Annotated in this window: 20 protein-coding genes; 13 read left to right on the top strand and 7 right to left on the bottom strand. The window is 63.7% G+C overall.

The genetic code is table 11. The features are described 5' to 3' along the window. The first annotated feature begins 55 nt into the window (after window positions 1–55). Window positions 56–958 (top strand): LysR substrate-binding domain-containing protein, encoded by a 903-nt coding sequence (locus ABE528_RS08965; protein ID WP_152955038.1) that lies wholly within the window; start codon window positions 56–58, stop codon window positions 956–958. Then, window positions 951–1,310 (top strand): MmcQ/YjbR family DNA-binding protein, encoded by a 360-nt coding sequence (locus tag ABE528_RS08970; RefSeq protein ID WP_152955040.1) that lies wholly within the window; start codon window positions 951–953, stop codon window positions 1,308–1,310. The genes ABE528_RS08965 and ABE528_RS08970 overlap by 8 nt, the downstream gene beginning before the upstream one ends. On the opposite strand, the gene ABE528_RS08975 is transcribed toward ABE528_RS08970, so the two are convergent. Together ABE528_RS08975 and ABE528_RS08980 are read right to left on the bottom strand one after the other, a co-directional pair. Then, window positions 1,311–1,739 carry a DUF1294 domain-containing protein gene (locus ABE528_RS08975; RefSeq protein WP_346652711.1) on the bottom strand — a complete coding sequence of 143 codons (429 nt, stop codon included), beginning with the start codon at window positions 1,737–1,739 and terminating at the stop codon, window positions 1,311–1,313. A gap of 1 nt (window position 1,740) precedes the next feature. Then, window positions 1,741–2,571, bottom strand: coding sequence for an undecaprenyl-diphosphate phosphatase (locus tag ABE528_RS08980; protein WP_152955043.1), 831 nt, complete (start codon window positions 2,569–2,571; stop codon window positions 1,741–1,743). Between the two features lie 299 nt (window positions 2,572–2,870). Here ABE528_RS08980 and ABE528_RS08985 point away from each other — a divergent pair, with 299 nt between their 5' ends. From ABE528_RS08985 to ABE528_RS09030, 10 genes are all read left to right on the top strand, one after another. Next, window positions 2,871–4,505, top strand: coding sequence for a methyl-accepting chemotaxis protein (locus ABE528_RS08985; protein ID WP_152955045.1), 1,635 nt, complete (start codon window positions 2,871–2,873; stop codon window positions 4,503–4,505). Between the two features lie 106 nt (window positions 4,506–4,611). Beyond that, entirely contained in the window at window positions 4,612–5,178 is a 567-nt protein-coding gene (gene pnuC, locus ABE528_RS08990) for a nicotinamide riboside transporter PnuC (RefSeq protein ID WP_346652712.1), read from the top strand. Further along, entirely contained in the window at window positions 5,175–5,726 is a 552-nt protein-coding gene (locus ABE528_RS08995) for an AAA family ATPase (RefSeq protein ID WP_346652713.1), read from the top strand. The genes pnuC and ABE528_RS08995 overlap by 4 nt, the downstream gene beginning before the upstream one ends. A gap of 297 nt (window positions 5,727–6,023) precedes the next feature. Continuing rightward, on the top strand, window positions 6,024–6,455 hold the full coding sequence (locus ABE528_RS09000; protein WP_152955051.1) for a hypothetical protein: 432 nt from the start codon (window positions 6,024–6,026) through the stop codon (window positions 6,453–6,455). A gap of 1 nt (window position 6,456) precedes the next feature. Further along, window positions 6,457–7,047, top strand: a complete 591-nt coding sequence (locus tag ABE528_RS09005; protein ID WP_346652714.1) for an adhesin — start codon at window positions 6,457–6,459, stop codon at window positions 7,045–7,047. 58 nt (window positions 7,048–7,105) lie between these two features. After that, window positions 7,106–8,596: a heme utilization protein gene (locus tag ABE528_RS09010; RefSeq protein WP_346652715.1), complete on the top strand. Its 1,491-nt coding sequence runs from the start codon at window positions 7,106–7,108 to the stop codon at window positions 8,594–8,596. Between the two features lie 67 nt (window positions 8,597–8,663). Then, on the top strand, window positions 8,664–9,344 hold the full coding sequence (locus ABE528_RS09015; protein ID WP_152955058.1) for a C39 family peptidase: 681 nt from the start codon (window positions 8,664–8,666) through the stop codon (window positions 9,342–9,344). 45 nt (window positions 9,345–9,389) lie between these two features. Beyond that, window positions 9,390–10,136 carry a hypothetical protein gene (locus ABE528_RS09020; RefSeq protein ID WP_346652716.1) on the top strand — a complete coding sequence of 249 codons (747 nt, stop codon included), beginning with the start codon at window positions 9,390–9,392 and terminating at the stop codon, window positions 10,134–10,136. Window positions 10,137–10,184: 48 nt separating this feature from the next. Then, window positions 10,185–11,465 (top strand): hypothetical protein, encoded by a 1,281-nt coding sequence (locus ABE528_RS09025; RefSeq protein WP_152955062.1) that lies wholly within the window; start codon window positions 10,185–10,187, stop codon window positions 11,463–11,465. Window positions 11,466–11,586: 121 nt separating this feature from the next. Continuing rightward, window positions 11,587–13,788, top strand: coding sequence for an LTA synthase family protein (locus ABE528_RS09030; RefSeq protein ID WP_346652717.1), 2,202 nt, complete (start codon window positions 11,587–11,589; stop codon window positions 13,786–13,788). On the opposite strand, the gene ABE528_RS09035 is transcribed toward ABE528_RS09030, so the two are convergent. After that, window positions 13,789–15,114, bottom strand: coding sequence for a sigma-54 dependent transcriptional regulator (locus tag ABE528_RS09035; RefSeq protein ID WP_152955066.1), 1,326 nt, complete (start codon window positions 15,112–15,114; stop codon window positions 13,789–13,791). 344 nt (window positions 15,115–15,458) lie between these two features. On the opposite strand from ABE528_RS09035, the gene ABE528_RS09040 reads away from it, so the two are divergent. Continuing rightward, on the top strand, window positions 15,459–15,725 hold the full coding sequence (locus ABE528_RS09040) for a hypothetical protein (RefSeq protein ID WP_027919312.1): 267 nt from the start codon (window positions 15,459–15,461) through the stop codon (window positions 15,723–15,725). A 115-nt stretch (window positions 15,726–15,840) separates the two neighbouring features. Here the strand turns inward: ABE528_RS09040 and ABE528_RS09045 are convergent, their stop codons facing one another. From ABE528_RS09045 to cobW, 4 genes are read right to left on the bottom strand one after another with little or no spacing between them, the layout of a single operon-like run. After that, entirely contained in the window at window positions 15,841–16,473 is a 633-nt protein-coding gene (locus ABE528_RS09045) for a VWA domain-containing protein (protein WP_346652718.1), read from the bottom strand. Window positions 16,474–16,508: 35 nt separating this feature from the next. Then, window positions 16,509–17,510: an ATP-binding protein gene (locus ABE528_RS09050; protein ID WP_152955071.1), complete on the bottom strand. Its 1,002-nt coding sequence runs from the start codon at window positions 17,508–17,510 to the stop codon at window positions 16,509–16,511. Between the two features lies 1 nt (window position 17,511). Beyond that, complete coding sequence (cobN, locus tag ABE528_RS09055; RefSeq protein ID WP_346652719.1) at window positions 17,512–21,273, bottom strand: cobaltochelatase subunit CobN; 3,762 nt, start codon at window positions 21,271–21,273, stop codon at window positions 17,512–17,514. A gap of 3 nt (window positions 21,274–21,276) precedes the next feature. Continuing rightward, a complete protein-coding gene (gene cobW, locus ABE528_RS09060; RefSeq protein ID WP_152955075.1) occupies window positions 21,277–22,344 on the bottom strand; it encodes a cobalamin biosynthesis protein CobW in 1,068 nt (355 codons plus the stop codon). Window positions 22,345–22,395: the final 51 nt, after the last annotated feature.

Raw genomic sequence — 22,395 nt, forward strand, 5'->3', positions numbered from 1 at the left:
TAAGTCGGTAAAAATGCGTCAGTTTGTCCCACAGATAGAACAGTGAGACCCTTCGATGCAAGACCTCAATGACCTCTTCTATTTTGCCCAGGTGGTCGAAGCCGGCGGTTTTGCTGCTGCCGGGCGCCAGTTGGGCATCCCCAAGTCGCGCCTTTCGCGGCGCATAGCCGAACTGGAGGAACGCCTCGGCACCCGCTTGCTACAGCGCACCACACGCCAGCTCAAGCTGACGGCCGTCGGTGAACGCTACCTGCACCATTGCCAGGCCATGCTGCTGGAGGCCGAGGCCGCCGATGAGGTGGTGGCAAGCATGAGCAGCGAGCCGCGCGGACGGCTGCGCGTGTCGTGCCCGGTGGCCCTGGCCCATGCGTTCCTGCCAGACATCATCAGCCGGTTTCTCGAGCAGTATCCACAGGTGCAACTGGACATGGTCCTGCTCAACCGCCGTGTCGACCTGATTTCCGAAGGCATCGACGTGGCCCTGCGCGTACGCGACCTGGGCGACGAGGACCCGGCGCTGGTCACCCGCCGGCTGCGCCAGGCACAGATGCAGCTGGTGGCAGCGCCGGGCTTTGCCGACCATCTGCGCGACCCCGCCGAGTTGGCCACGTTGCCCGTGCTGGGTGCCGCCGAAGCTGATCGACTGGTGCACTTTCGCTTGTTCGGGCCCAATGGCCGGCAACAGGAAATCGCCCTCGAGCCACGCCTGGCGATTGACGATTTTGTCGTGCGCAACGCTGCCGTGCGCGCCGGGCTGGGTTTTACCGCCTTGCCCAGCATGTTCTGCGAAGAGGAACTGGAGCGCGGCGAGCTGGTGAAGCTGCTACCGGACTGGTCATTGCCAGGCGGTTACCTGCAGGCGGTCTACCCTCATCGACGAGGCTTGTTACCGGCCGTGCGGGCATGGATAGACCACCTGGCGGCGTCATTCGAAGCGTGTGGGGAGCGTTATGTCTAGGCAGAAGATCAGCGAAGACCAGGTGGCGGCGTTCTGCCTGGGCCTGCCGGGTGCGCGGGAAGACTACAAATGGGGCGGTATCCGGGTGTTCTCCGTGGCCGGCAACAAGATGTTCGCGGTACTCGACCTGGCTGGGGCGGGGTTATCGTTCAAGGTGGCCGATGAGCTGTTTCTGGGCTATTGCGACCGGCCTGGCGTGCGGCCAGCGCCTTATCTGGCACGAGCGAAGTGGATCAGCATGGCCACCCCCTACCCCATGGGCCGGGATGAGCTGTGCGACCTGCTGCAGCGCTCGCACCAGCTGGTGGTGCGACGGCTGCCAAAACGGTTGCAGGTTGGCCTGCTGGACTGATCAGCTGAACGGCAGGAAACGGCTGCCCAGGAACAGGTAGTCGAGCCAGAACACCTGGTGCAGCAGCACGATGCCCCAGAACACAAGCTGGAAGGACAGTTTGCGCGTCTTGTGCCGGAACAGCTGCTGGGCAACCAGCGCGCCGGGCCAGCCGCCCAGCAACTCGCTGGCATGCAGAACCTTTTCTGGCGTGCGCCAGGCATCGCCCTGGGCTTGGCGCTTGTCCTGCCAGTACAGCAGGAGGCTGATCAGGCTGGCCAGCGGGTACATCGCCAGTGGCACCCAACTCTGCCCGCTCCAGCCCATATTGGCCGCGCCAAGCCCCGGCAACAGGCACAGCACCGCCAGCAGCAACAGTTTCAGGCGTGCATTGCGCACGCCCTGTGTGCGTTCGGCGCCGCGTGGCGCCGTGCTCTGTGCCCGCGCCATGTCAGCTGTGCGCCGTCGACCAGTCCACCCAGCCGAACTGCCAGGTCGCCAGAATCAGCAGACCAAAGACGATGCGGTACCAGGCAAAGGCCGCGTAGCTGTGGTTGGCGATGAACTTCAGCAGCGCGCGAACGGCAATCATCGCGAAGATGAACGAAGTCACGAAGCCGAGGGCGAATACCGGCAGGTCGCTCGGTTCGAACAGGTGGCGGTATTTGTAGCCCGAGTACACCGCTGCACCGACCATGGTCGGCATCGCCAGGAAGAACGAGAATTCGGTAGCTGCCTTGCGCGACAGGCCGAACAGCAGGCCGCCGATGATGGTGGAACCGGAGCGCGAGGTGCCCGGGATCATCGCCAGGCACTGCACGAAACCGATCTTCAGGGCATGGGTCCAGCGCATGTCGTCGACGTGGTCGACTGCCACGGTGTGCTGGCGACGCTCAGCCCAGAGCATGATCACGCCACCAATCACCAGCGCCGTGGCCACGGTGATCGGGTTGAACAGGTATTCGTGAATCAGGTCGGCGAACAGCACGCCCAGCACCACCGCCGGCATGAACGCCAGCAACAGGTTACCGGTGAAGCGCCGAGCCTTCGGCTGGCTGGCCAGGCCGAACACCACTTCGAGGATCTTGCCGCGGAACTCCCACACCACCGCAAGGATCGCCGCCAGTTGAATGATGATGTTGAACGCCATGGCCCGTTCGCCACCAAACCCTATCAGGTCGGCGACGATAATCTGGTGGCCGGTACTGGAAATGGGCAGAAACTCCGTGAGCCCCTCGACCACACCTAAGATGATTGCCTGGAAGGCAGTCCAAAAATCCATTATTCCCCCGATGAAGCACTGCTGCTTGCAGGCCTCTTGTTCTTGGTTTGCTTGTGATTACCGCTCGCGGCGCGGCCTTTTTACAGCGACTGCCGGCGCCGGCGCCAGTGGAAAAGTTCACCCCGGCTAAAGGTTTCATCTTGCCCGGCCGAGATCCTATCAAAGCGGCAAGGCAAAGGCTCGTGCGGCCCGTGGCAGAGTAGCCAATAACTAGCACTTAGCCATTAGTCGAGTGCCTGCCGCCAGCAAAGCGTGTTTGGATGCACCTGAATAAAAAGAACAATGCAGGAGTGGGTTCAATGAAGGCATTGCGGTCGATGTCGATCAGCCGTCGTCTATGGCTGATTCTGGTGGTTGCGGTGGGCATGCTGGTGGTGCTCGGCCTGCTGATGCTGCGCCAGATCCATGGCGACTTGTACCAGGCCAAGGCGGAAAAGACCCGCCACGTGGTGCAGACCGCCGCTGGCGTGCTGGCCTATTACCAGGGCCTGGAGGCCGCCGGTACGCTCAGCCGCGAGGCAGCCCAGCAGCAGGCCCTGCAAGTGGTGCGGGCGCTGCGCTACGACCAGAACGACTATTTCTGGATCAACGACCTGGGGCCGAAGATGATCATGCATCCGGCCAACCCCAAGCTCGATGGCCAGGACCTCTCCGCCATTCGCGACCCGGACGGCTTCGCCGTGTTCAACGAGATGGTTGCCCTCGCCCGCACCCAGGGCGCCGGCCCGGTCGACTACCGCTGGCCCAAGCCGGGCGCCAGCGAGCCGGTGGCCAAAACCTCCTATATCCAGCTGTTCAAACCCTGGGGCTGGATCATCGGTTCCGGCGTCTACGTCGACGATGTGCAAGCCGAATTCGCCCGCCAGTTGCGTGATGCCTCGCTGGTAGGCCTGGCCATCGCCGTGCTGATGGCCCTGGTGGTCATGCTGATCGCCCGCAGCATTGCCCGCCCCCTGCAGGAAGCCGTGCAGGCCATGGGCAACATCGCCAGCGGCGAAAGCGACCTGACCCGCCGCCTGGATACCCACGGCCGTGACGAGATCACCTGCCTGGGCCAGCACTTCAACCAGTTCAACGGCAAACTGCAAGGGGTGGTCGGCCAGCTTCAGGGCGCGGCCCACGCCCTGGCGCAGTCGGCCGGGCACGTCGGCGACAATGCCGGCGCCGCACAGCAGCGCAGCGCCCAGCAGTCCCTGCAGATGGACCAGGTGGCGACGGCGGTCAACGAAGTGACCTACGCCGTGCAGGACGTGGCCAAGACCGCCGAACAGGCGGCCGGTGAGATGCGCGCCGCGCAGCAGCAGGTGGAGCACGGCCAGCAGGCCATTCACGGCAGCCTGCAGCAGATCGACCGCCTCTCGGCGACCATCGACCAGGCCGTGCAGGTGATCCGTGATCTGGCCGGGCACAGCACCAAGATTGGCGGTGTGCTGGAGGTGATCCGCGCCATCGCCGAACAGACCAACCTGCTCGCCCTCAACGCTGCCATCGAAGCGGCTCGCGCCGGCGAACAGGGCCGCGGCTTCGCCGTGGTCGCCGACGAGGTACGCCTGCTGGCGCAACGTACCGCGCAGTCGACGGCCGAAATCCACACCATGATCGAGCACCTGCAAGGCCAGTCCGATGCCGCTGTCAAAGCCATCGACACCAGCAGCGAGGCCTCGCGCCAGACCGTGCAGCAAGCCCGTGAGGCCGGTTCCAGCCTCAATGCCATCAGCCAGGCGCTGCACAGCCTCACCGCCCTCAACGCCTCGATCGCCAGTGCCACCTTGCAGCAGTCGCATGTGGTCGAGGAAATCAACCGCAATGTGCTGGACACTGCCGGCTTGTCGCAACAGACCGCCGATGCCGCACGCCAGTCCAGCGACGCCGGCATGGCCCTGGGGCAACTGAGTCAAGAGCTTGAACAGCTATTGCGCCAGTTCCGGGTCTGAACCGGCTGTCATCACCGGCCCGTGAGCGGGCCGGTGCGGGGTACGCGCTACACCTCCCGTCCTGCACACGCTACAATCGCCGCCCTTTGCCAACCAAGGATCGCCGATGTCCGGCCTCGAACTCATCGCCGCCGTGCTCGGCGTCACCGCCGTGTGGCTTACCGTCAAACAGAACGCCTGGTGCTGGCCAATCGGCCTGGTCATGGTGCTGATCTATGGTTGGCTGTTCTACGAGGTGAAGCTGTACTCGGGCATGCTGCTGCAGCTGGCCTACGCCGTGCTGCAGCTGTACGGCTGGTGGCAGTGGAAGCGCCCGGACCGGGTCGAGGACGCTCGCCAGGTCTCGCGCCTGCCAACCTGGGCGCTGCTCGGCGGCTTGCTGGCGGGGCTGCTGCTGAGCGTGGCACTCGGTGCGGCGATGGCCGGCTGGACCGATGCCGCCCTGCCCTGGCTGGATGCCACGTTGACCGGTTTCAGCCTGGTCGCGCAACTGTGGATGGCGCAGAAGCGCGTGCAATGCTGGCCGCTGTGGATCGTGGTGGATGTGGCCTATGTCGGCCAGTACCTGCACCAGCAACTGTATTTCACCGCCGGTTTCTTTGCCGTACTGACCCTGATCGCGGTCCGCGGCTGGCTGGAATGGCGCCGTGCCCCGGCCCTGGTGCAAGCATGAAAGTCCTGGTGCTGTGCGGCCCCGAATCCAGCGGCAAAAGCTGGCTAAGCGGTGAAATCCAGGCGCATTTCGGCGGCATCGTGGTGGCCGAATACGTGCGTCACTTCATCGACCAGGAGCGCCGCGACACCTGCTATGCCGATATCCCCACCATCGCCCGCGGCCAACTGGCCTGGGAAGACCAGGCCCGCCGGCAGGCACCTGAGCTGCTGATCCTCGATACCCACCTGCTCAGCAACATGCTGTGGAGCCGCGCCCTGTTCGACGCTTGCCCGCCCTGGCTGGAACAGGCTTTGCTTGCCCGTCATTACGACCTGCACCTGCTGCTCAGCCCGCAAGGGGTGGGCTGGGTCGCCGATGGTCAGCGCAGCCAGCCGGCGCTTGCCGACCGCCAGGTGTTTTTCGATGACAGCCGCCGCTGGCTGGAGCGCCATGGGCAACCGCTGCAGCTCATCGAAGGTGACTGGCCGCAACGCAGCGCGACCGCCCTGCTAGCGGTTCAGCGGCTGCTGCAAGGAAAACCCCCGCTCTGCCCCACCGAGTGTTAACCCCATGACACACCCGACTTAGGCCAAGCCCCCGTTTCTGCGGGCTCCCAGCCATTTGTGGGGGCAGTGTCAAGGTTGTGAAACATTCGTGAAAAACGCCCTTCGGCTAACGCAAATGCCGGGCCAAACGCCCAGTCACCGAAAACCTGTCTCAGCGCTGTTACAGCAAATTGCAAGCTAGTTCAGGCAATGCGCTCAACCTGCTGATTTTCAACAGTTATCCAAATACGGCACGGCTTTCGCTCTCCTCCTTCGCACCGCTGCACAAGACCAGCGCACGAAGAAGGAGTAGCCGTCATGGGGAAACTGGATAGAGGCGTCTTTCGCCTGCTGCTGGTCAGTTGTGCACTCGGTTCGGCGCTGCCCGCACAGGCCGATAACGGCATCATCGTGATCACCCGCGATGTGCAACCGCGCATGGCCATTCGTGCGCCCCTGGCGCCCGACCCCTACCCCACCACCGCCAATGCCAACCCCGCCCCGCAAGTGCTCAAGCAGACCAACGAGTTGAGCGATGGCGACTTCGCCAGCATCACCAGCGGCACCGGGATTTCCTCGCTGATCACCCAGCAGACCGACAACCTCGGCGGCCACATCGGCAACCAGACGCAGCTGTCGAACCAGGCTGCTGGCCGAGGCACCGGTTCGGGCAACGGCATTTCCAACATGGTCAATTCGAGCGTCCAGCGCGGTCTTGCCCCACTGCAGATCCTCACCGGAGGCAAATGAGATGAGGCAGACGCTGTTTATCCTGGCCCTGTTGAGCAGTGCCTCGGCGCTGGCGCAATCACCAATACCCTCGCCGGTCCCGGTGATCAACGATGCCACCATCGACAATTCCGGCGCGCGGTACCAAGGCAACTTCAGCGTCAACCAGGCCGCAGGCGATGGCCAGCAACAAGCCAACGCCCGGGCGATCGCCACCGGCCACGAGGCCGCCGCGACCACGCAGATCCGCCAACGCCAGCTGTCGATTGTCGACCCCAACATGGGCGCCAGCGCCAGCATCCAGGGCAGCGCCTTCAGCCATGGCAGCGGCGCATTGGGGGTCAACCAGAGCGCCGGCGCTGCCACCCAGCAGGCCAATGCCCTGCGCATCAGCATCAGTACACAACCGCAAAGCATCGATGACAGCGTCCTGCTGCAACAGAACGTGGCGCTGATCAACAGCTCCGATCCATCTGATACCTCACCCGGCTATCGCCATGTCACCACCGGTGACCAGGCATTCACCGGTAGCCGCGGGGTCATCCAGCTGAATCAGAGCGCCGGGGTGGGCAACCAGACGGCAAACACCCTGAGCGTAAGGGTCGCGAACTGACCCAGATCCAGATAGGTACAGGTAAGAACAACACTTAACCTAAAGACGGAGAAACACCATGAAACCCTCGATGGCAATCAAGCCTCTGGTTTTCGCAATTGCTGCGGTCATGGCTGTTGCTGCACAAGCGGATCAGAATAATCGTCGCGGACACGACAACCACAATAACCACCACCGGCAAATGGACAAGGCGGTCTACACCAACGCCTCTGCCACTGCCACTGATTCCCAAAGAAGCACTGGCAACACCATCACTAACCAAGGCACCATCAACGAAGCCGAGATGAGCAGCTCCGGTGCTGGCGCCAGCGGCAACGTGGGCGTCAACGTGGCGGCCGGTAACGGCAACCAACAGGACAACGCCGCGGCTATTGCCAACACTTCGTCCAACAATGCCGACATCGACAACAGCTTCGTCTTCGGCACCGCCACCGCGAACGCTGAAGTGACCCAGCGCAGCAACAACAACACCGTCCACAACTGGTCGACCCAAAGCTCCGCCGTCATGAGTGGCTCGGCCGACGGCAGCAGCGGCAACATTGGTATCAACATTGCTGGCGGCGACCTGAACCAGCAGAAAAATACCATGGCCATCGCCAACAACGCCGCGCCTATCGGTAACTCCAGCGCCACTGCTTCGGCCGATCAGAACGGCCCTGGCCTGACGGTGGACAACCGTGCCGACCGCACCTACCGGGTCGATACGCTGACCTTTACCACTTCTTCGAGTGGTTCGGCTTCGCGTAGCGGTTCGTTCGATGCCAACGTCGACAAGAGCTCCAGTTCGAGCTACAGCGCATCGGGCAGCCAGAGTGCCAGCGCCAGCGGCAGCAAAAGCAGCAGCTCCAGCGGTTCTACCAGCATGACCGCCAGCGGCTCCAACAGCAGCAGCTCCAGCGGCAGCAACAGCATGAATGCCAGTGGTTCCAACAACTGGGCTGCAAACGGAAGCTCTAGCCGCGACCACAGCTCGTCGTCCAACACCACGGTCAGCGCATCGCTCGATGCCAACGCCAATGGCAGCGCGTCGTCGTCGGAAACCTTCGGCAACTTCACCCGCTCGCGCAGCTCCGACTTCGATGCGTCGCTCAGTGCTTCGCTCGATGCATCGGTTGACAAGTCGCATCAGTCGGCCAGCAACTCGTCGTTCGACAAGTCGCTGAGCTCGTCCTTCGACAAGTCCTATGACTCCTCGTATGACCGTAGCCATGACTCGTCCTATGACAAGTCTCGCGATACCTCCTACGAGAAGGCCAACGCATCGGCATGGGAAAAAGCCAGTGCATCGGCCTACGAGAAAGCTGGCGAGAAAGCGTCGCAATCCTCGGACAGCATCTCGAAGAGCTTCAGCGAGTCTAGCGAGTATGCCCTGAGCAACACCGTATCGTTCCAAGTGCTGACCCCGACCGGCTGGGCCAACCCTGTGACCAACACCGCCACCCTGAGTGGCTCGGTGAACGGTGGCAGCGGCAACCTGGGCGTGAACGTGGCGGCAGGTGTCGGCAACCAGCAAAGCAACTCGCTGGCCATCTCCAACACCTCGATGTAACCACTGCGGTCTGGAGGCTCCCTTCGGGGAGCCTCTTTCTAACAAGAAAAGGCAGGGGGCGTCGAACATGCGCATTATCGCCTTGGCAATTCTGCTGTGCATCGCCAGTGTCGGCGAAGCCTCGCAGATGCCGTTGTCCGTGCTGCCGGGTGGTGCGGTGATCTACAAACCGGTCCAGAGCATCCGCGAGCGCAAATTCGCCGACCTGGTCCAGCAAAAAACCGACTTCAGCTGTGGTGCGGCATCCTTGGCCACCATCCTGCGCCAGGCCTACTGGCTGGACGTGGATGAAACCCAGGTCATCGAGGGCATGCTGGCCCACGCCAACGAGGATCTGGTCCGTACGCAAGGCTTCTCGATGCTCGACATGAAAAAATATGTGGAAAGCCTGGGCATGCGTGCGCGCGGCTACAAGGTAGCCCCCGACACCCTGCACAGCATCCGCATCCCGGTGGTCGTGCTGATGGACATCCGCGGCTACAAGCACTTCGTGGTGATGCAGAAGGTCGACCGAGGCTGGGTGTACATCGGTGACCCGGTACTAGGCCACAAACGTTTCAAGCTCGATGATTTCGTCAAAGGCTGGAACGGCATCATTTTCGCCGTCATCGGCAAGGGCTATGACAAGAACAACATCCTGCTCGACCCGCCGCTTCCGCTTAGCGCGAAGAACCGCATCAGTAATTTCACGCCGGTGCCGGACGCGGAGTTGATGGACTTCGGTTTCATTCAAAGCGACTTCTTCTAACGACTTTCTTTCAATGACGTAGGGCAAGACGCTCAGGGAGCACCCATGAAGACTTCCCTCTGGCTGGCAGTGGTTTGCCTGGCCGCCAGCCTGCCAACCCATGCAGAAACGTTCAAACCGATCGAATTGAAGGATCAGGAGCTGGCCAACCTGCGCGGCCGCTACGTGATGCCAGGGCGGATCGTGAGCTTTGGCATCGTCATGACCAGCACCTGGCAGAACGCCAACGGCGAAGTAATTGGCGCGACTTCGGCGATGCAGGTTCAGCAATCGACCATCAAGCCGCAGTTCTATGTCTCGATGATCAATGAAAAAGGCACGGGCAGCTCACAGACCAGCAGCACCGGCACCGGCACCGTAAGTGGCGGCGGCGGGCTCAACACCACCCAGGGCGTGACCCAGGTGGTACGTGCTGCCGGTGACTTCAACACGGCCAACAACAATGTCGACATCAACGTCAGCAAAGGCAACGAAGCGCCCGCCGGGCAACCGCAGGGCCAGGCCCTGGCTGCTGGCTCCACACTAGTCGGGAGCAACGGCGCGGGCTCGTTGAGCGTGTCGTCAACAGGTACTGGCGTGCAGATGAATATCGTCGCCAACGGCAACCAAGGCAATTCTACGCAAAGCCTGGGCCAAGGTGGGCTGATGCAGAACACCACCCTGCTCGGTGCCAGCAACCGTGTCAGCAACCTGACATCACTCAATGTGGTGCTGCGCGACAGTGCGCCCATGGCAGGTTCGGTGAGCGCCAATCTTGAGCAGCTCAAAGGCATTCGCAATCTCGGATACTGATCTACGCTCAAGTCTCATCGTATATGTAGTCAGAAGGGACGGCTAACCATGCACCGTTTGTTGACGTTCAGAGCTATCGTTTGTTTAACAACACTGGCCCCGGCCACTCTGCTACAGGCGGCAACCGACCCTCAGGTCGAAGCACTCAAACAGGAACTGATTGCGCTGAAACAGCGCTACGAAGCCCAACAGAACGCACTGATGGTGCTTGAACAGCGGCTCAAGCAGGTCGAGGAGGCCCCCGCACAGCCGCAACCGAAGCGCCTGACCAAGTCCCCCGCCGAGGGGGTGAAAGGCGGCCAGACCGTGGCCACCGGCACACCAGGCAGCAGCGGCGCCTCTTACGGGCAGTCACTGCAGGACAACTCGGAGCCGGCGCAGAGCGTGTCCAACCTGTATGACGAAGCCAGCGGCTTCTTCGGTGGCGGCAAGTTCAGCGTCGAAACCGGGCTGACCTACACCCATTACGACACCCGCGCCCTGGTGCTCAACGGGTTTCTGGCGCTGGACTCGATCTTCCTCGGCAACATCAACATCGACCGCATCAAGGCGGACAACTGGACCCTGGACCTGACGGCGCGCTACAACGTCGACCAGCGTTGGCAGTTCGACATCAACGTGCCCATCGTCTACCGCGATTCCACCTACTCGTCCGGTGGGGCAGGCGGCGCTGCCGGCACCACGTCCGACGCATCGGTTACCCGCGACCCGACCATCGGCGACGTCAACTTCGGTATCGCCTACAAGTTCCTCGACGAGTCGGAGACCTGGCCAGATGCCGTTGCCACCTTGCGCGTCAAGGCGCCAACCGGCAAGGACCCATACGGCATCAAGCTGCAACAGGTGGCGGGCAACGACAACCTGTCGGTGCCTGAGGACCTGCCGACCGGCAACGGTGTGTGGGCCATTACCCCAGGCATCTCGCTGGTCAAGACCTTCGACCCGGCCGTGCTGTTCGGCAGCCTGTCGTACACCTACAACATGCAGGACTCGTTCAGCGACATAAGCCCGCAGGTCAATACCAAGGTGCCGGGGGACGTGAAACTGGGCGATTCCTGGCAGATCGGCGGTGGTATTGCCTTCGCCCTCAACGAGAAGATGAGTATGTCGTTCTCGGTCACCGATCAATTTGCCCGCAAGAGCAAGATCAGGCCTGACGGCAGCGATTGGCAATCGATCACCAACAGCGACTATAACGCGGCCAACTTCAACGTCGGCCTGACCTTTGCTGCCTCCAACAACCTGACAATCGTGCCGAACTTGTCGATCGGCCTGACAGACGATGCACCGGACTTTTCCTTCAGCCTGAAGTTCCCGTATTACTTCTGACATCCGGGGCGCATTGCGCCCCAATTGGTTACCAACCTTGTAGCCAACGGCTTTCCGGGTATCGGCCTGTTATCATCGCGCACAACTGTGTGACGATTTCATGGCAAGAAGGAAAGTTTTCGTGAAGAACCTGCAAGGCCCACCACGCACCCGGCTGCTCGCCCTGGCAACACTGGTGCTGGTGATCCCTCTGGTTGTGCGCGCGGTGCTGGGCTGGTCCAGCCCGTATGGCTATCTGTCGGACCTGGCGCTGGGCAGCCTGCTGATATTGCTGTTGCAGCGCCGCACGTGGTGGCTGGCGCTGCCGGTGCTGCTGGCCTGGGCCGCGCTGTGGGTGGCTTCGGCGGAGCTGGTCAGCGCCGTTGGCAGGCTGCCCAACAGTGCCGACCTGAGCTATCTGTTCGACCCGCAGTTCATGGAGAACTCCACGGGCGGCGGCCTGGCCCATGCCTGGTTGCCCCTGTTGCTGGCAGGCGGCCTGCTGGCCTGGCTGGGGAGCGCCTGGCGCAGCCGCAAGCAGCCTGGCGCGAAGTTCGCGCGCAAGGCCTGGGCCATCCCGGCACTGCTGTTCGCTGCCCACTGGGGCAGCCAGCACCTGGCACCCAGCGACGCTGACCAGTGGCGCCAATACAACCTTGCTCATCAGTTGCTGTCCGCCGCCGCCAGTGACCTGCAGCGCCAGGCCCAGTACTGGGCCGGTCAGGCGCCCACGGTCACACCGCTGCCAAGTGCCGGCCTGACCCAGCATGACCTGAGCGGGCAAAAGCTGCTGGCAGCGCCAGGCCGTGCCCGCAACCTGCTGGTGATTACCCTCGAAGGCATCCCGGGCGCTTATGTGCGCCCCAACCGCCAGGCCCTGCACAGCCGTTTTGACGAAGAGCTGATGCCCAAGCTCAGCCACTGGGCGGAACGTGGCATGAACACCCCGGACTACGTATTGCATACGCACCAGACCATCCGCGGCTTGTATGCGATGCTGTGCGGCGACTACGACAAGCTGGCCAACGGCACGCCGAAGGGGGTCGAACTGCTCACCCAGCAGCAGCGCAACCAGGCCTGCCTGCCGGCACAGCTGCGCCAGGCCGGCTTCACCACTCACTACCTGCAAGGTGCGGGCCTGCGCTTCATGGCCAAGGACCGGATCATGCCGCACATCGGCTTTGACTCGGTGCACGGGCTGGAGTGGTTCAGCAACCAGAACTACCTGGAATTCCCTTGGGGCAAGGACGATCGGGCCTTCTTTGAAGGCGCCCTGGATTACGTCGGCCAGTTGCGCCAGCAAGACCACCCGTGGATGCTCACCTTGCTGACCGTGGGCACCCACCAGCCCTACTCCGCTCCCGACGACTATCTGCAGCGCTACGACAGCGCCAAGCAAGCGGCGGTCGCCTACCTTGATGATGCGATCGGCGCCTTCCTCGACAACCTCGAACGCCAGGGCGTACTCAAGGACACCCTGGTGGTGATTACCTCGGACGAATCCCACGGTATCGATGGGGTGCGCTTGGCCTCGTCCTGGGGCTTCAACCTGACCCTGGCACCGGAGCAGGCGCAACTACCGCGCATCAAGAGCGGTACCTACGGCCACATCGACCTGGCCACCTCCCTGCTCGACTACTTTGCCCTGCCGATCCCGGTCGCCCTTGGCGGGCGCTCGCTGTACCGCGATTACGACAGCGGCCGGGAGATGATTTCCTACACCAACGGCATGCTGCGCTACCACGATGGCAAGGGCATCTTCACTGAATGCGACTTCCAGCAGCGCTGCCGTCGCTACGACAGCCCGGGGTTCATCGCCGATAAGGCCCGCTACCTCGGCCCTGGCGACAGCAGCCTCGGCGCACAGATCGGCGCGCTGGCCGGTGTGCTCGACCAGTCCCTGCTGCAGACGCCGCTGAACCTGCGTTACCAGTTCGGTGGCCCGTCCGCCATTCAGTTGCAGGCGCGCATCCGCGATGACTGGGCAGACAACCTGATCGGCGCGCAGTATCTGGAAATGCCCGAGGGTTCGCACACTCGGGTGCGGGTCAAGGTGCGCTCGCTGGACCCGCAGCACGCGGCCTACATCCAGCTCAAGGCCAAGGAGCTGGAGCAGGACGTGCCGCTGGGGTTGCCCGAGGAGATCCGGGTGACAGCCGAGCAACCGCTGGAAATGGAATTCGGCTTCGATAACCCGACGATGCGCAAGGCGTTTTCGTTCCACTTGCTCGGTTACGGTGGCGGCGAGGTCGAGGTCAGTGATTTCAGCGTAATTACCGCGCTACCGGGCGAGCAAGAGCCCCCTGAGGATTTGTCTGACGGGCATATCGCCCATTCCAGTTGATCAGCGGATCTGGTGCTTGTGCAGCAGCCGGTAGAACGTCGGCCGTGATACGCCAAGCACCTTCGCGGCAATACTCATGTTGTTGCTGTGCCGGTCCAACACATCGCACAGCGCCTGGCGCTCAGCCCGGTGCTTGTAGTCTTCCAGGGTGCCCAACGACTGCTCTTCCTGCTCCAGGCCCTGCAGGCCAAGGTCCTGGGCTTCGATCTGGCGCCCTTCGGCCAGCACCAGCCCACGCCTTACCCGGTTGGCCAGCTCACGTACGTTGCCTGGCCAGTTGTGGCGCCCCATCGCTGCCAACGCATGATCGCTGAATGACCGCGGCCTGCGGCCTGTTTCGAGGCTGTAGAAGTGCGAAAAGTGGTTGGCCAGCATCGACAGGTCGCCATGCCGGTCACGCAACGGTGCAGTCACCACCTGCAGCACGTTAAGCCGGTAGTACAGGTCTTCACGAAAGCGCCCCTGTTCGATGGCTTTTTCAAGGTCCACATGGGTTGCCGCCAGTACCCGCACGTCGACCGGTATCGGCTGGCTTCCACCTACCCGCTCGATGTGTTTTTCCTGCAGGAAACGCAGTAAGTTGGCCTGCAACTCCAGCGGCAGGTCGCCAATTTCGTCGAGGAACAAGGTGCCGCCATGGGCCGCCTCGATCCGCCCCACCTTGCGCTGATGGGCACCGGTAAAGGCACCTTTTTCATGCCCGAACAACTCGGACTGGATCAGGTTCTCAGGTATCGCCCCGCAGTTGATGGCGATAAACGGCATTTCGCTGCGCTGTGACTGCCGGTGCAACGTACGCGCCACCAGCTCCTTGCCGGTACCGCTCTCACCGCGGATCAGCACAGGGGATTCGGTAGGCGCCAGCTTGCCGAGCAACTTGCGCAATTCCAGGATCGGCCGGCTGTCACCGAGCAGCTCATGTTCCAGCCCATCCACCCTCACCGTGCCCTTGCCGCGCAAGCGGGCCATGCCGAACGCACGCCCCAGCGTCACCAGCACGCGGGAAAAGTCGAACGGCAAGGTATGAAAGTCGAAAAACCACTCGCAGACAAAATCACCCACATTCTGCATGCGCAACTGCTCGGCGTTGAGCACGGCAATCCACTCGGTATTGCTGCGCTTGATCATGTCCTTGACCGCGTCCGGATGCCTCAGGTGCGAGGCCTGCAGGCGCAACACGCCGATATCGCAACGGTGCTCCAGGGCCTGATCCAGGCCACAGCTGTGAACCTCCCAACCGGCACTCTCAAGGCCGGGTAACAGACGGTGGCAATCGTCGCAGGGGTCGACGATGAGCAAGCGACGAAGAGCGGCAGTCTCGTGCATGACCGTTCCTTGGCGCCAATTGTTGGTTTTTTACGAGAAAACAGTAAGTTGCGGCGCCGAATTAACAGTAGCAACGAACTTGACGCTACCCACGACCGTCTGTCTGCCGGTTTCTGCACGGCCAAACCCGGTCGGGAATTTTTCATATTAATTGGCGTCACAGCCGGCGCTGGGAAACAAAAAATGTGTAACCGGCAAAAAATTTACACGCGCTGTGTGACTTCACCCCTAACTTGGAGCATCAGTACGAGTAACCCCGCGCTGCGGATCGCGATAACACCTGAAGCGACGTAGCAGTTACGCGGACCTAATTTAGATGTTTGGGACCATAGAGAGACCGAACCATGAATGCACCGCTGCGTGTCAACGAGGCACTGCTGATTGCCGACCACGCGTTCGAACCCTTCCAGTGCGTTGCCTGGGATGCGCCCAACGGTACTGGCGAACTGAGCCTGGCGGTGATCGACCGGACCAGCACCCGTATCGGCAGCAAACAAGTATCGTCGCGTATCTATTCGGACCCTGCGCAATGGGCCAGCCTGATCGAGGAAGTGCGCGCCGAACTGTGCCAGAAAGGTTATGACCTGCAGCCTTGGTCAATGCCAAAGTAATAGCGCTGCGTCCTTGCAAGTGCGTGCCCGGCACGCACTTGCACAACTTCCCAATGGCCTGCCCGGCAACTTTCTTATTGCGACATAGTGTCGCGCCCCTCCCTTCCCGCCTAACTCACTCCGTGACCTTGAATTGCTCAAGATGCTGATAGACGGCTTGTAGTTGCGTGGCCAACTGTTGTGCCCGGCCCAGGCGAACTGGCGCCAATTCCATGTCCACCAACACGGTTGCGCAAGGCATGGGGTGCACGGCATTCCAGCGTTGCAGGCGACCATCGGTGAAGACCAGGCAGCGCTGCATCTCATGGGGATGGGCTTTCTGCCGGGCCTGCAGCCAGCGCCGTGCCTGCTCAAGCGCCGCGATCAACGGCGTTCCGCCGCCCGAACCCAAGGCTTGCAACCAGGGCTGCAGGCTTGCCGAAGCCTTGAGGCCATGGCGCTGCCATTGCGGTGTAGCACCGCTGGCCGTCAGCAGGGCAAGACGGGCGCGTTGCCGATAGGCCTGGTCGAACAACTCGGCCAGCAGGCCTTTGCACTGCGCCAGGGCCTGATGGCGCCGCGTCGAAGCCGAAGCATCGACGATCACCAGCCACAGTTCATTGGCCTGGGCCTGGCGCTGCTGCCAGCAAAGGTCCTGGCGCAGCTTCGGGCGCCCCTTGAGCAAGGTCGGCAGCCAGGCCACCCGGCCAGAGGATGCCGCACGGGCGCGGCCACGGCTGGCACCTGCCAGTTTGCCGACACGGGGCATGGCATCCGCCCCCCTCAAACCTGGCGGGCGGATGCTCAGGGCTTTTTTGCCCAGTTCGGCACCTCTCGCCGCGCGCCGCTGCTCACGGGCTGCGCGGGTAGCGCGCCCCAATCGCCCTGCCCGCCCTCGCCCTGCCTGTCGCGGCCCTCCGCTGCACCGGGTGGCGCAGAGGCTGGCGCATCGGGCGCCGTACGCCGACGATGGCGCAAGGCGAATTCAGCCACAGCGTCGACATCCCCCTCTTCGATCACCTGGCCACCGCGCCAGGCGCAATGGGCACGGGCGGCGCGCAGCCAGACCAGGTCGGCACGCAGGCCATCGACGCCAGCGGCGAAACAACGCTCGGTGATCCAGGCCAGGGCTTGATCGTCCAGGGCAATCGCCGCCAGCCCTTGGCGCGCGGCCTGGCAGCGCTCGCGCAGTTGCGCCTGGGCACTGGCCCACTGCTCGCAGAACGCCTGCGGGTCGCTGTCGAAGGCCAACCGCCGGCGAATGATCTGCTGGCGCGCCGCCGGGGCTGGCAAGCCATCAAGCGCCACATTCAGGCCAAAACGGTCGAGCAGTTGCGGGCGCAACTCGCCTTCCTCGGGGTTCATGGTGCCGATCAGGACGAAACGGGCACTGTGCCGGTGGGAAATGCCGTCACGCTCGATGCGGTTGGTGCCACTGGCAGCCACATCCAGCAGCAGGTCGACCAAGGTGTCGGGCAGCAGGTTGACTTCATCGACATACAGCACGCCACCATCGGCCTGGGCCAGCACACCGGGAGAAAACTGCGCCTTGCCTTGGCCGAGCGCGGCATCCAGGTCCAGCGTCCCGATCAGACGCTCTTCACTCGCCCCCAGCGGCAAGGTCACGAACGGGCCCTCACCCAGCAGGTCGGCCAGGCCGCGAGCCAAGGTGCTCTTGGCCATGCCGCGCGGGCCTTCGATGAGCACACCACCGATCTTCGGGTCGATGGCCGTCAGGCACAGGGCCAGTTTGAGGTCTTCGGCACCGACCACGGCTGCCAGGGGGAATTGTACGGGTTCACTCATTTCAAGCCTGTTCCTCGCCGTCGAGCAACTGTTCCTCAAGCGCCTCGCGATAATCACCGGGGGCTTCCCAAAGCCCACGCTGCTGGGCTTCCAGCAAGCGTTCGGTGAGGTCGCGCAGGGCCTCGGGGTTGTGCTCGCGCATGAAGTCGCGGGTCGCCGGATCGAGCACGTAGGCATCGGCCAGCGACTGGTAGTGATGATCATCGATCAGGTGCGTGGTGGCATCGAAGGCGAACAGGTTGTCGACGGTCGCGGCCAGCTCGAACGCGCCCTTGTAGCCATGGCGTTTCGCCCCGTCGATCCATTTCGGGTTCAGGGCACGGGCACGGATCACGCGGTTGAGCTCTTCCTTCAAGGTACGGATGCGCGGCCGGTCGACCTGGCTGTGGTCGCCGTGGTAACTGGCCACTGCCCCGCCAGACAAGGTCTCCGACGCCGCCAGCATGCCGCCCTGGAACTGATAGTAATCATTGGAATCGAGCAGGTCGTGCTCGTGGTTGTCCTGGTTCTGCAACACCGCCTGCACCTGGCCCAGGCGCCGGGCGAACTGGGCGCGCGCCGGGGTACCTTCATCGCTGGCACCGTAGGCGTAGCCGCCATGGTTGAGGTACACCTCGGCGAGGTCGTCACGGCTGTGCCACAGGCGGCCATCGATGGCGTTCTGCACGCCGGCACCGTAGGCGCCAGGTTTGGCCCCGAACACCCGCCAGCCGGCCTGGCGCGCCGCCTGTTCGGCCTCCACGCCCTGCGCCTGCAGGCTGGCGCGTTCGTCACGCACCCGTGCGGCCAAGGGGTTGAGGTCGTCCGGCTCGTCCAGTGCCGCCACCGCCTGCACCGCGGCATCGAACAGGCGGATCAGGTTGCCGAAGGCATCGCGGAAGAAGCCCGAAACACGCAGTGTCACGTCCACCCGTGGGCGGTCGAGCAGGCTCAGTGGCAAAATCTCGAAGTCGTCGACCCGCTGGCTGCCGGTGGCCCACACCGGGCGCACGCCCATCAGCGCCATGGCCTGGGCGATGTCATCACCACCGGTGCGCATGGTTGCCGTACCCCACACCGACAAGCCCAGCTGGCGCAGGTGGTCGCCATGGTCCTGCAGGTGCCGTTCGAGGATCAGGTTGGCCGAGGCGAACCCCAGGCGCCAGGCCGTGGTGGTAGGCAGGTTGCGCACATCGACGGTGTAGAAGTTGCGCCCGGTGGGCAGCACATCCAGGCGGCCGCGGCTGGGTGCGCCGCTGGGGCCGGCCGGTACGAAACGCCCGGCCAGCGCGGCAAGCAGGCCATTGATTTCGGCAGCGCCGCACGCATCCAGGTCCGGCGCAACCTGCTCGCGCAGGGCGTTGATCACGTCGTGCACTGGCAGCCATTCGGGCTGTTCGGGCAGTGGCGCATGCCCCTCCAGTGCCTGCTCGATGATACCCAGCGCAAGCAACTCAAGGCGCTCGCGGGTATCGCCACAGGTGCGCCACGCGTCCTCGCTCACGGCTTGCAGCAGCGCCGGGCGCGGGCCTGACCAGGCCTCGCCAAGGTCGCAGTCAAGGGGATCGAAGCCCAGTGCCAGCGCCTTGCCCAGTGCCCGCAGCAAGCTGGCATTGCCGCCGCGGCCATCGCCACGCTCCACGCGCAGCAAGGCCAGCAAGGTATCGATGCGCAGGCGTGCCTGCGGCGACTGGCCGAATACATGCAGGCCATCACGAATCTGTGATTCCTTGAGGTCGCACAGGTAGGTGTCCAAGCGCGGCAGCCACACCGCGGCGTCGTCCAACTGGCCTTCCAGCTGCAACTCACGGTCGATATGGTTGGCCTTGACCAGCTCGAGAATGTCGCGCTGCAGCTCACGTGCGCGGCGCGGGTCGAGCAACTGGGCTTCGTAGAATTCGTCAGCCAGCTGTTCCAGGTGGCGCAATGGGCCATAGGTTTCGGCGCGGGTCAGCGGTGGCATCAGGTGATCGATGATCACCGCCTGGGTCCGGCGCTTGGCCTGGGCGCCTTCGCCCGGGTCGTTGACGATGAACGGGTAGATGTTCGGCAACGGGCCGAGCAACGCATCCGGCCAGCATTGTGCGGACAGGCCGACGCCCTTGCCGGGCAGCCATTCCAGGTTGCCGTGCTTGCCGACGTGGATGACGGCATCGGCAGCAAAGGCATGGCGCAGCCAGAAGTGAAACGCCAGGTAACCATGCGGCGGCACCAGGTCCGGGTCGTGGTACACCGCACTGGGGTCGACCTGGTAACCCCGCGCCGGCTGGATGCCGACGAAGGTCAGGCCAAAGCGCAGACCGGCCACCATCAGGCGGCCAGCGCGGTACATCGGGTCCTGCTCGGGTGGCCCCCAGCGCTCCAGCACGGCCCGGCGGTTGGCCTCGGGCAGGCGTTCGAACGCCGCGTGGTAGTCCGCCAGGCTCAGGCTCTGGGCGCAAGGGCGCTGGTCGAGGTGTTCAAGGTCGTTGGTGACGCCGCCGAGCAACTGATGAATCAGCTGCGTGCCGCTGCCTGGCAGCTGCGCAAGTGGGTAGCCCTCGGCCTGCAGTGCCTTGAGGATGTTCAGGGCAGCAGCCGGCGTGTCCAGGCCCACGCCATTGCCGATGCGGCCATCGCGGGTCGGGTAGTTGGCCAGCACCAGGGCCACACGCTTTTGCTCATTGGGCAGGCGCGCCAGTTCGACCCAGCGCCGTGCCAGCTCGGCGACGAAGTCCATGCGCTCGGGGTGAGCGCGGTAACAGACCACATCGGACTGGCTGCGCTCGCTGCGCCAGGCCATGTCCTTGAAGCTCACCGGGCGGGTAATGATGCGCCCGTCCAGTTCCGGCAAGGCGATGTGCATGGCCAGGTCACGGGCACCGAGGCCCTGCTCGCTGGCCTCCCAACCAGGTTGGTTGTCCTGCGCGCAGATGGCCTGCAGCACCGGGATGTCACGACGGAACGGCCGCAAATTGGGGCGCTCCGGGCTGGACAGGGCAAAACCTGTGGTGTTGATCAACACCTCGGCGCCCACTTCGTCCAGCCAGGCCTCGACCTGCTCCAGGCAGGCGCTTTCCTTGAGGCTGGCCACCGCGATGGGCAGCGGGTTGAGCCCGGCTGCCAGCAAGCGCTCGCAGAACACGTCGATGAATGCGGTATTGGCAGCCTGCAGATGCGAGCGATAGAACAGCAACGGGGCCACCGGGTATTCGGTGTTCCACTGACTGTACCAATCCTCGAGCAGCGCGCCTGGTTTGCGCGGGTGATACACCGAAGTCCGCGGCAAAGGCTGCGGTTCGTCCCACGGGTAATCGCGCCCCAGCCACTGATTGGCCAGGCATTTGAACAGGTTGACGGCATTGCGCTTGCCGCCCTGGCGCAGGTAATGCCAGAGGCGCTCGGCCGGCTCGCCGGTGACCGTGCCCAGGCCGGTAAGCTCTGGGTCCGGGCGGTCATCGCCGGGGACCAGGATCAACTGCACGCCCCGCGCCGCCAGCTCGACCAGCTGCTCGACGCCGTAGCGCCAGTAGCCGACACCACCGTGCAGCGACACCAGGATCACCTTGGCATGGCGCAGGACCTCGTCGACATACAGGTCCACCGAGGCATGGTTCTGCACCTGCATCGGGTTGGCCAGGCGCAGGCTAGGGAAGTCGTCTGGCAATTGCTCGGCGGTTTCGGCGAGCAATGCCAGATGCGAATCGCCGCTGCAGAGAATCACCAGGTCGGCGGGGGTCTGGCCGAGATCGGCGATGCTGTCGTCCGGCACGAAGCCGCCGGGCTGGGTCCGCAGCAGGTGCATGGGTCAGGCGCCCAGGGCCTGGCGCAGGCGCGCTTCCAGTTGCACGGCATCGAGGTCCTGGCCAATCAGCACCAGGCGGGTGATGCGTGGCTCGTCGGCGCGCCAGGCGCGGTCGAAGTGCTTGTCGAAACGGGTGCCCACGCCCTGTACCAGCAGGCGCATCGGCTTGCCGGGGATGGCCGCGAAACCTTTGGCACGCAGGATGCCGAACTCCACCACCAGCTGGGTCAGGGCATCGAGCAGCAGGCTTTCGTCGGCTTCGGGCAGGTCGATGGAGATCGAGTCGAAGGCGTCGTGGTCGTGATCGTCATGATCGTCGCCGTCATGGTGGGAATCATGATGGGTGCGACGGCCATCGATGTGCGCCTCGGCCTGCGCGCCCACGCCCAGCAGCACCTCCAGCGGCAGCCGGCCGCTGCTGGCTTCGATCACCTTGACGGCTGCTGGCAGCTCCTCGGCCACTTCGGCACGCACCTTGGCCAGGCCTTCGGCGTCGATCAGGTCGGCCTTGTTCAGCACCACCAGGTCGGCACTGGCCAGCTGGTCGGCGAACAGTTCGTGCAGCGGCGATTCGTGGTCCAGGTTGGGGTCGAGCTTGCGTTGCGCGTCGACCTGGTCCGGGTAGGCGGCGAAGGTGCCGGCGGCCACGGCCGGGCTGTCGACCACGGTAATGACTGCGTCGACGGTGCAGGCATTGCGGATTTCCGGCCACTGGAAGGCTTGCACCAAGGGTTTGGGCAGTGCCAGGCCGCTGGTTTCGATGAGGATGTGGTCGAGATCGCCGCGACGTGCAACCAGTTCGCGCATGACCGGGAAGAATTCTTCCTGCACCGTGCAGCACAGGCAGCCGTTGGCCAGTTCATAGACGCGGCCGCTGGCTTCTTCCTCGGTGCAGCCGATGCTGCATTGCTTGAGGATTTCGCCGTCGATGCCGAGCTCGCCGAATTCGTTGACGATGACCGCGATGCGGCGGCCTTGGGCGTTGTCGAGCATGTGGCGGAGCAAGGTGGTCTTGCCCGAGCCGAGGAAGCCGGTAACGATGGTGACGGGGAGCTTGGCCAGTGTTTTCATGTCGCGTTGCCCTTGGCAGGTTGGCGCGGGCACACGGGACGAGAGCCGCGG

The sequence above is a fragment of the Pseudomonas sp. TWI628 genome, from assembly GCF_039673865.1.
Classification (GTDB): Bacteria; Pseudomonadota; Gammaproteobacteria; order Pseudomonadales; family Pseudomonadaceae; genus Aquipseudomonas.

Coding starts and splice junctions, on each gene's coding strand:
- ABE528_RS09020 (WP_346652716.1), top strand. CDS start 9,390: ATGAAGACTTCCCTCTGGCTGGCAGTGGTTTGCCTGGCCGCCAGCCTG.
- ABE528_RS08965 (WP_152955038.1), top strand. CDS start 56: ATGCAAGACCTCAATGACCTCTTCTATTTTGCCCAGGTGGTCGAAGCC.
- ABE528_RS09040 (WP_027919312.1), top strand. CDS start 15,459: ATGAATGCACCGCTGCGTGTCAACGAGGCACTGCTGATTGCCGACCAC.
- ABE528_RS09000 (WP_152955051.1), top strand. CDS start 6,024: ATGGGGAAACTGGATAGAGGCGTCTTTCGCCTGCTGCTGGTCAGTTGT.
- ABE528_RS08975 (WP_346652711.1), bottom strand. CDS start 1,739: ATGGCGCGGGCACAGAGCACGGCGCCACGCGGCGCCGAACGCACACAG.
- ABE528_RS09010 (WP_346652715.1), top strand. CDS start 7,106: ATGAAACCCTCGATGGCAATCAAGCCTCTGGTTTTCGCAATTGCTGCG.
- ABE528_RS08980 (WP_152955043.1), bottom strand. CDS start 2,571: ATGGATTTTTGGACTGCCTTCCAGGCAATCATCTTAGGTGTGGTCGAG.
- ABE528_RS09015 (WP_152955058.1), top strand. CDS start 8,664: ATGCGCATTATCGCCTTGGCAATTCTGCTGTGCATCGCCAGTGTCGGC.
- pnuC (WP_346652712.1), top strand. CDS start 4,612: ATGTCCGGCCTCGAACTCATCGCCGCCGTGCTCGGCGTCACCGCCGTG.
- ABE528_RS09035 (WP_152955066.1), bottom strand. CDS start 15,114: ATGCACGAGACTGCCGCTCTTCGTCGCTTGCTCATCGTCGACCCCTGC.
- ABE528_RS09025 (WP_152955062.1), top strand. CDS start 10,185: ATGCACCGTTTGTTGACGTTCAGAGCTATCGTTTGTTTAACAACACTG.
- ABE528_RS09005 (WP_346652714.1), top strand. CDS start 6,457: ATGAGGCAGACGCTGTTTATCCTGGCCCTGTTGAGCAGTGCCTCGGCG.
- ABE528_RS09050 (WP_152955071.1), bottom strand. CDS start 17,510: ATGAGTGAACCCGTACAATTCCCCCTGGCAGCCGTGGTCGGTGCCGAA.
- ABE528_RS08985 (WP_152955045.1), top strand. CDS start 2,871: ATGAAGGCATTGCGGTCGATGTCGATCAGCCGTCGTCTATGGCTGATT.
- cobW (WP_152955075.1), bottom strand. CDS start 22,344: ATGAAAACACTGGCCAAGCTCCCCGTCACCATCGTTACCGGCTTCCTC.
- ABE528_RS09045 (WP_346652718.1), bottom strand. CDS start 16,473: ATGCCCCGTGTCGGCAAACTGGCAGGTGCCAGCCGTGGCCGCGCCCGT.
- ABE528_RS08995 (WP_346652713.1), top strand. CDS start 5,175: ATGAAAGTCCTGGTGCTGTGCGGCCCCGAATCCAGCGGCAAAAGCTGG.
- cobN (WP_346652719.1), bottom strand. CDS start 21,273: ATGCACCTGCTGCGGACCCAGCCCGGCGGCTTCGTGCCGGACGACAGC.
- ABE528_RS08970 (WP_152955040.1), top strand. CDS start 951: ATGTCTAGGCAGAAGATCAGCGAAGACCAGGTGGCGGCGTTCTGCCTG.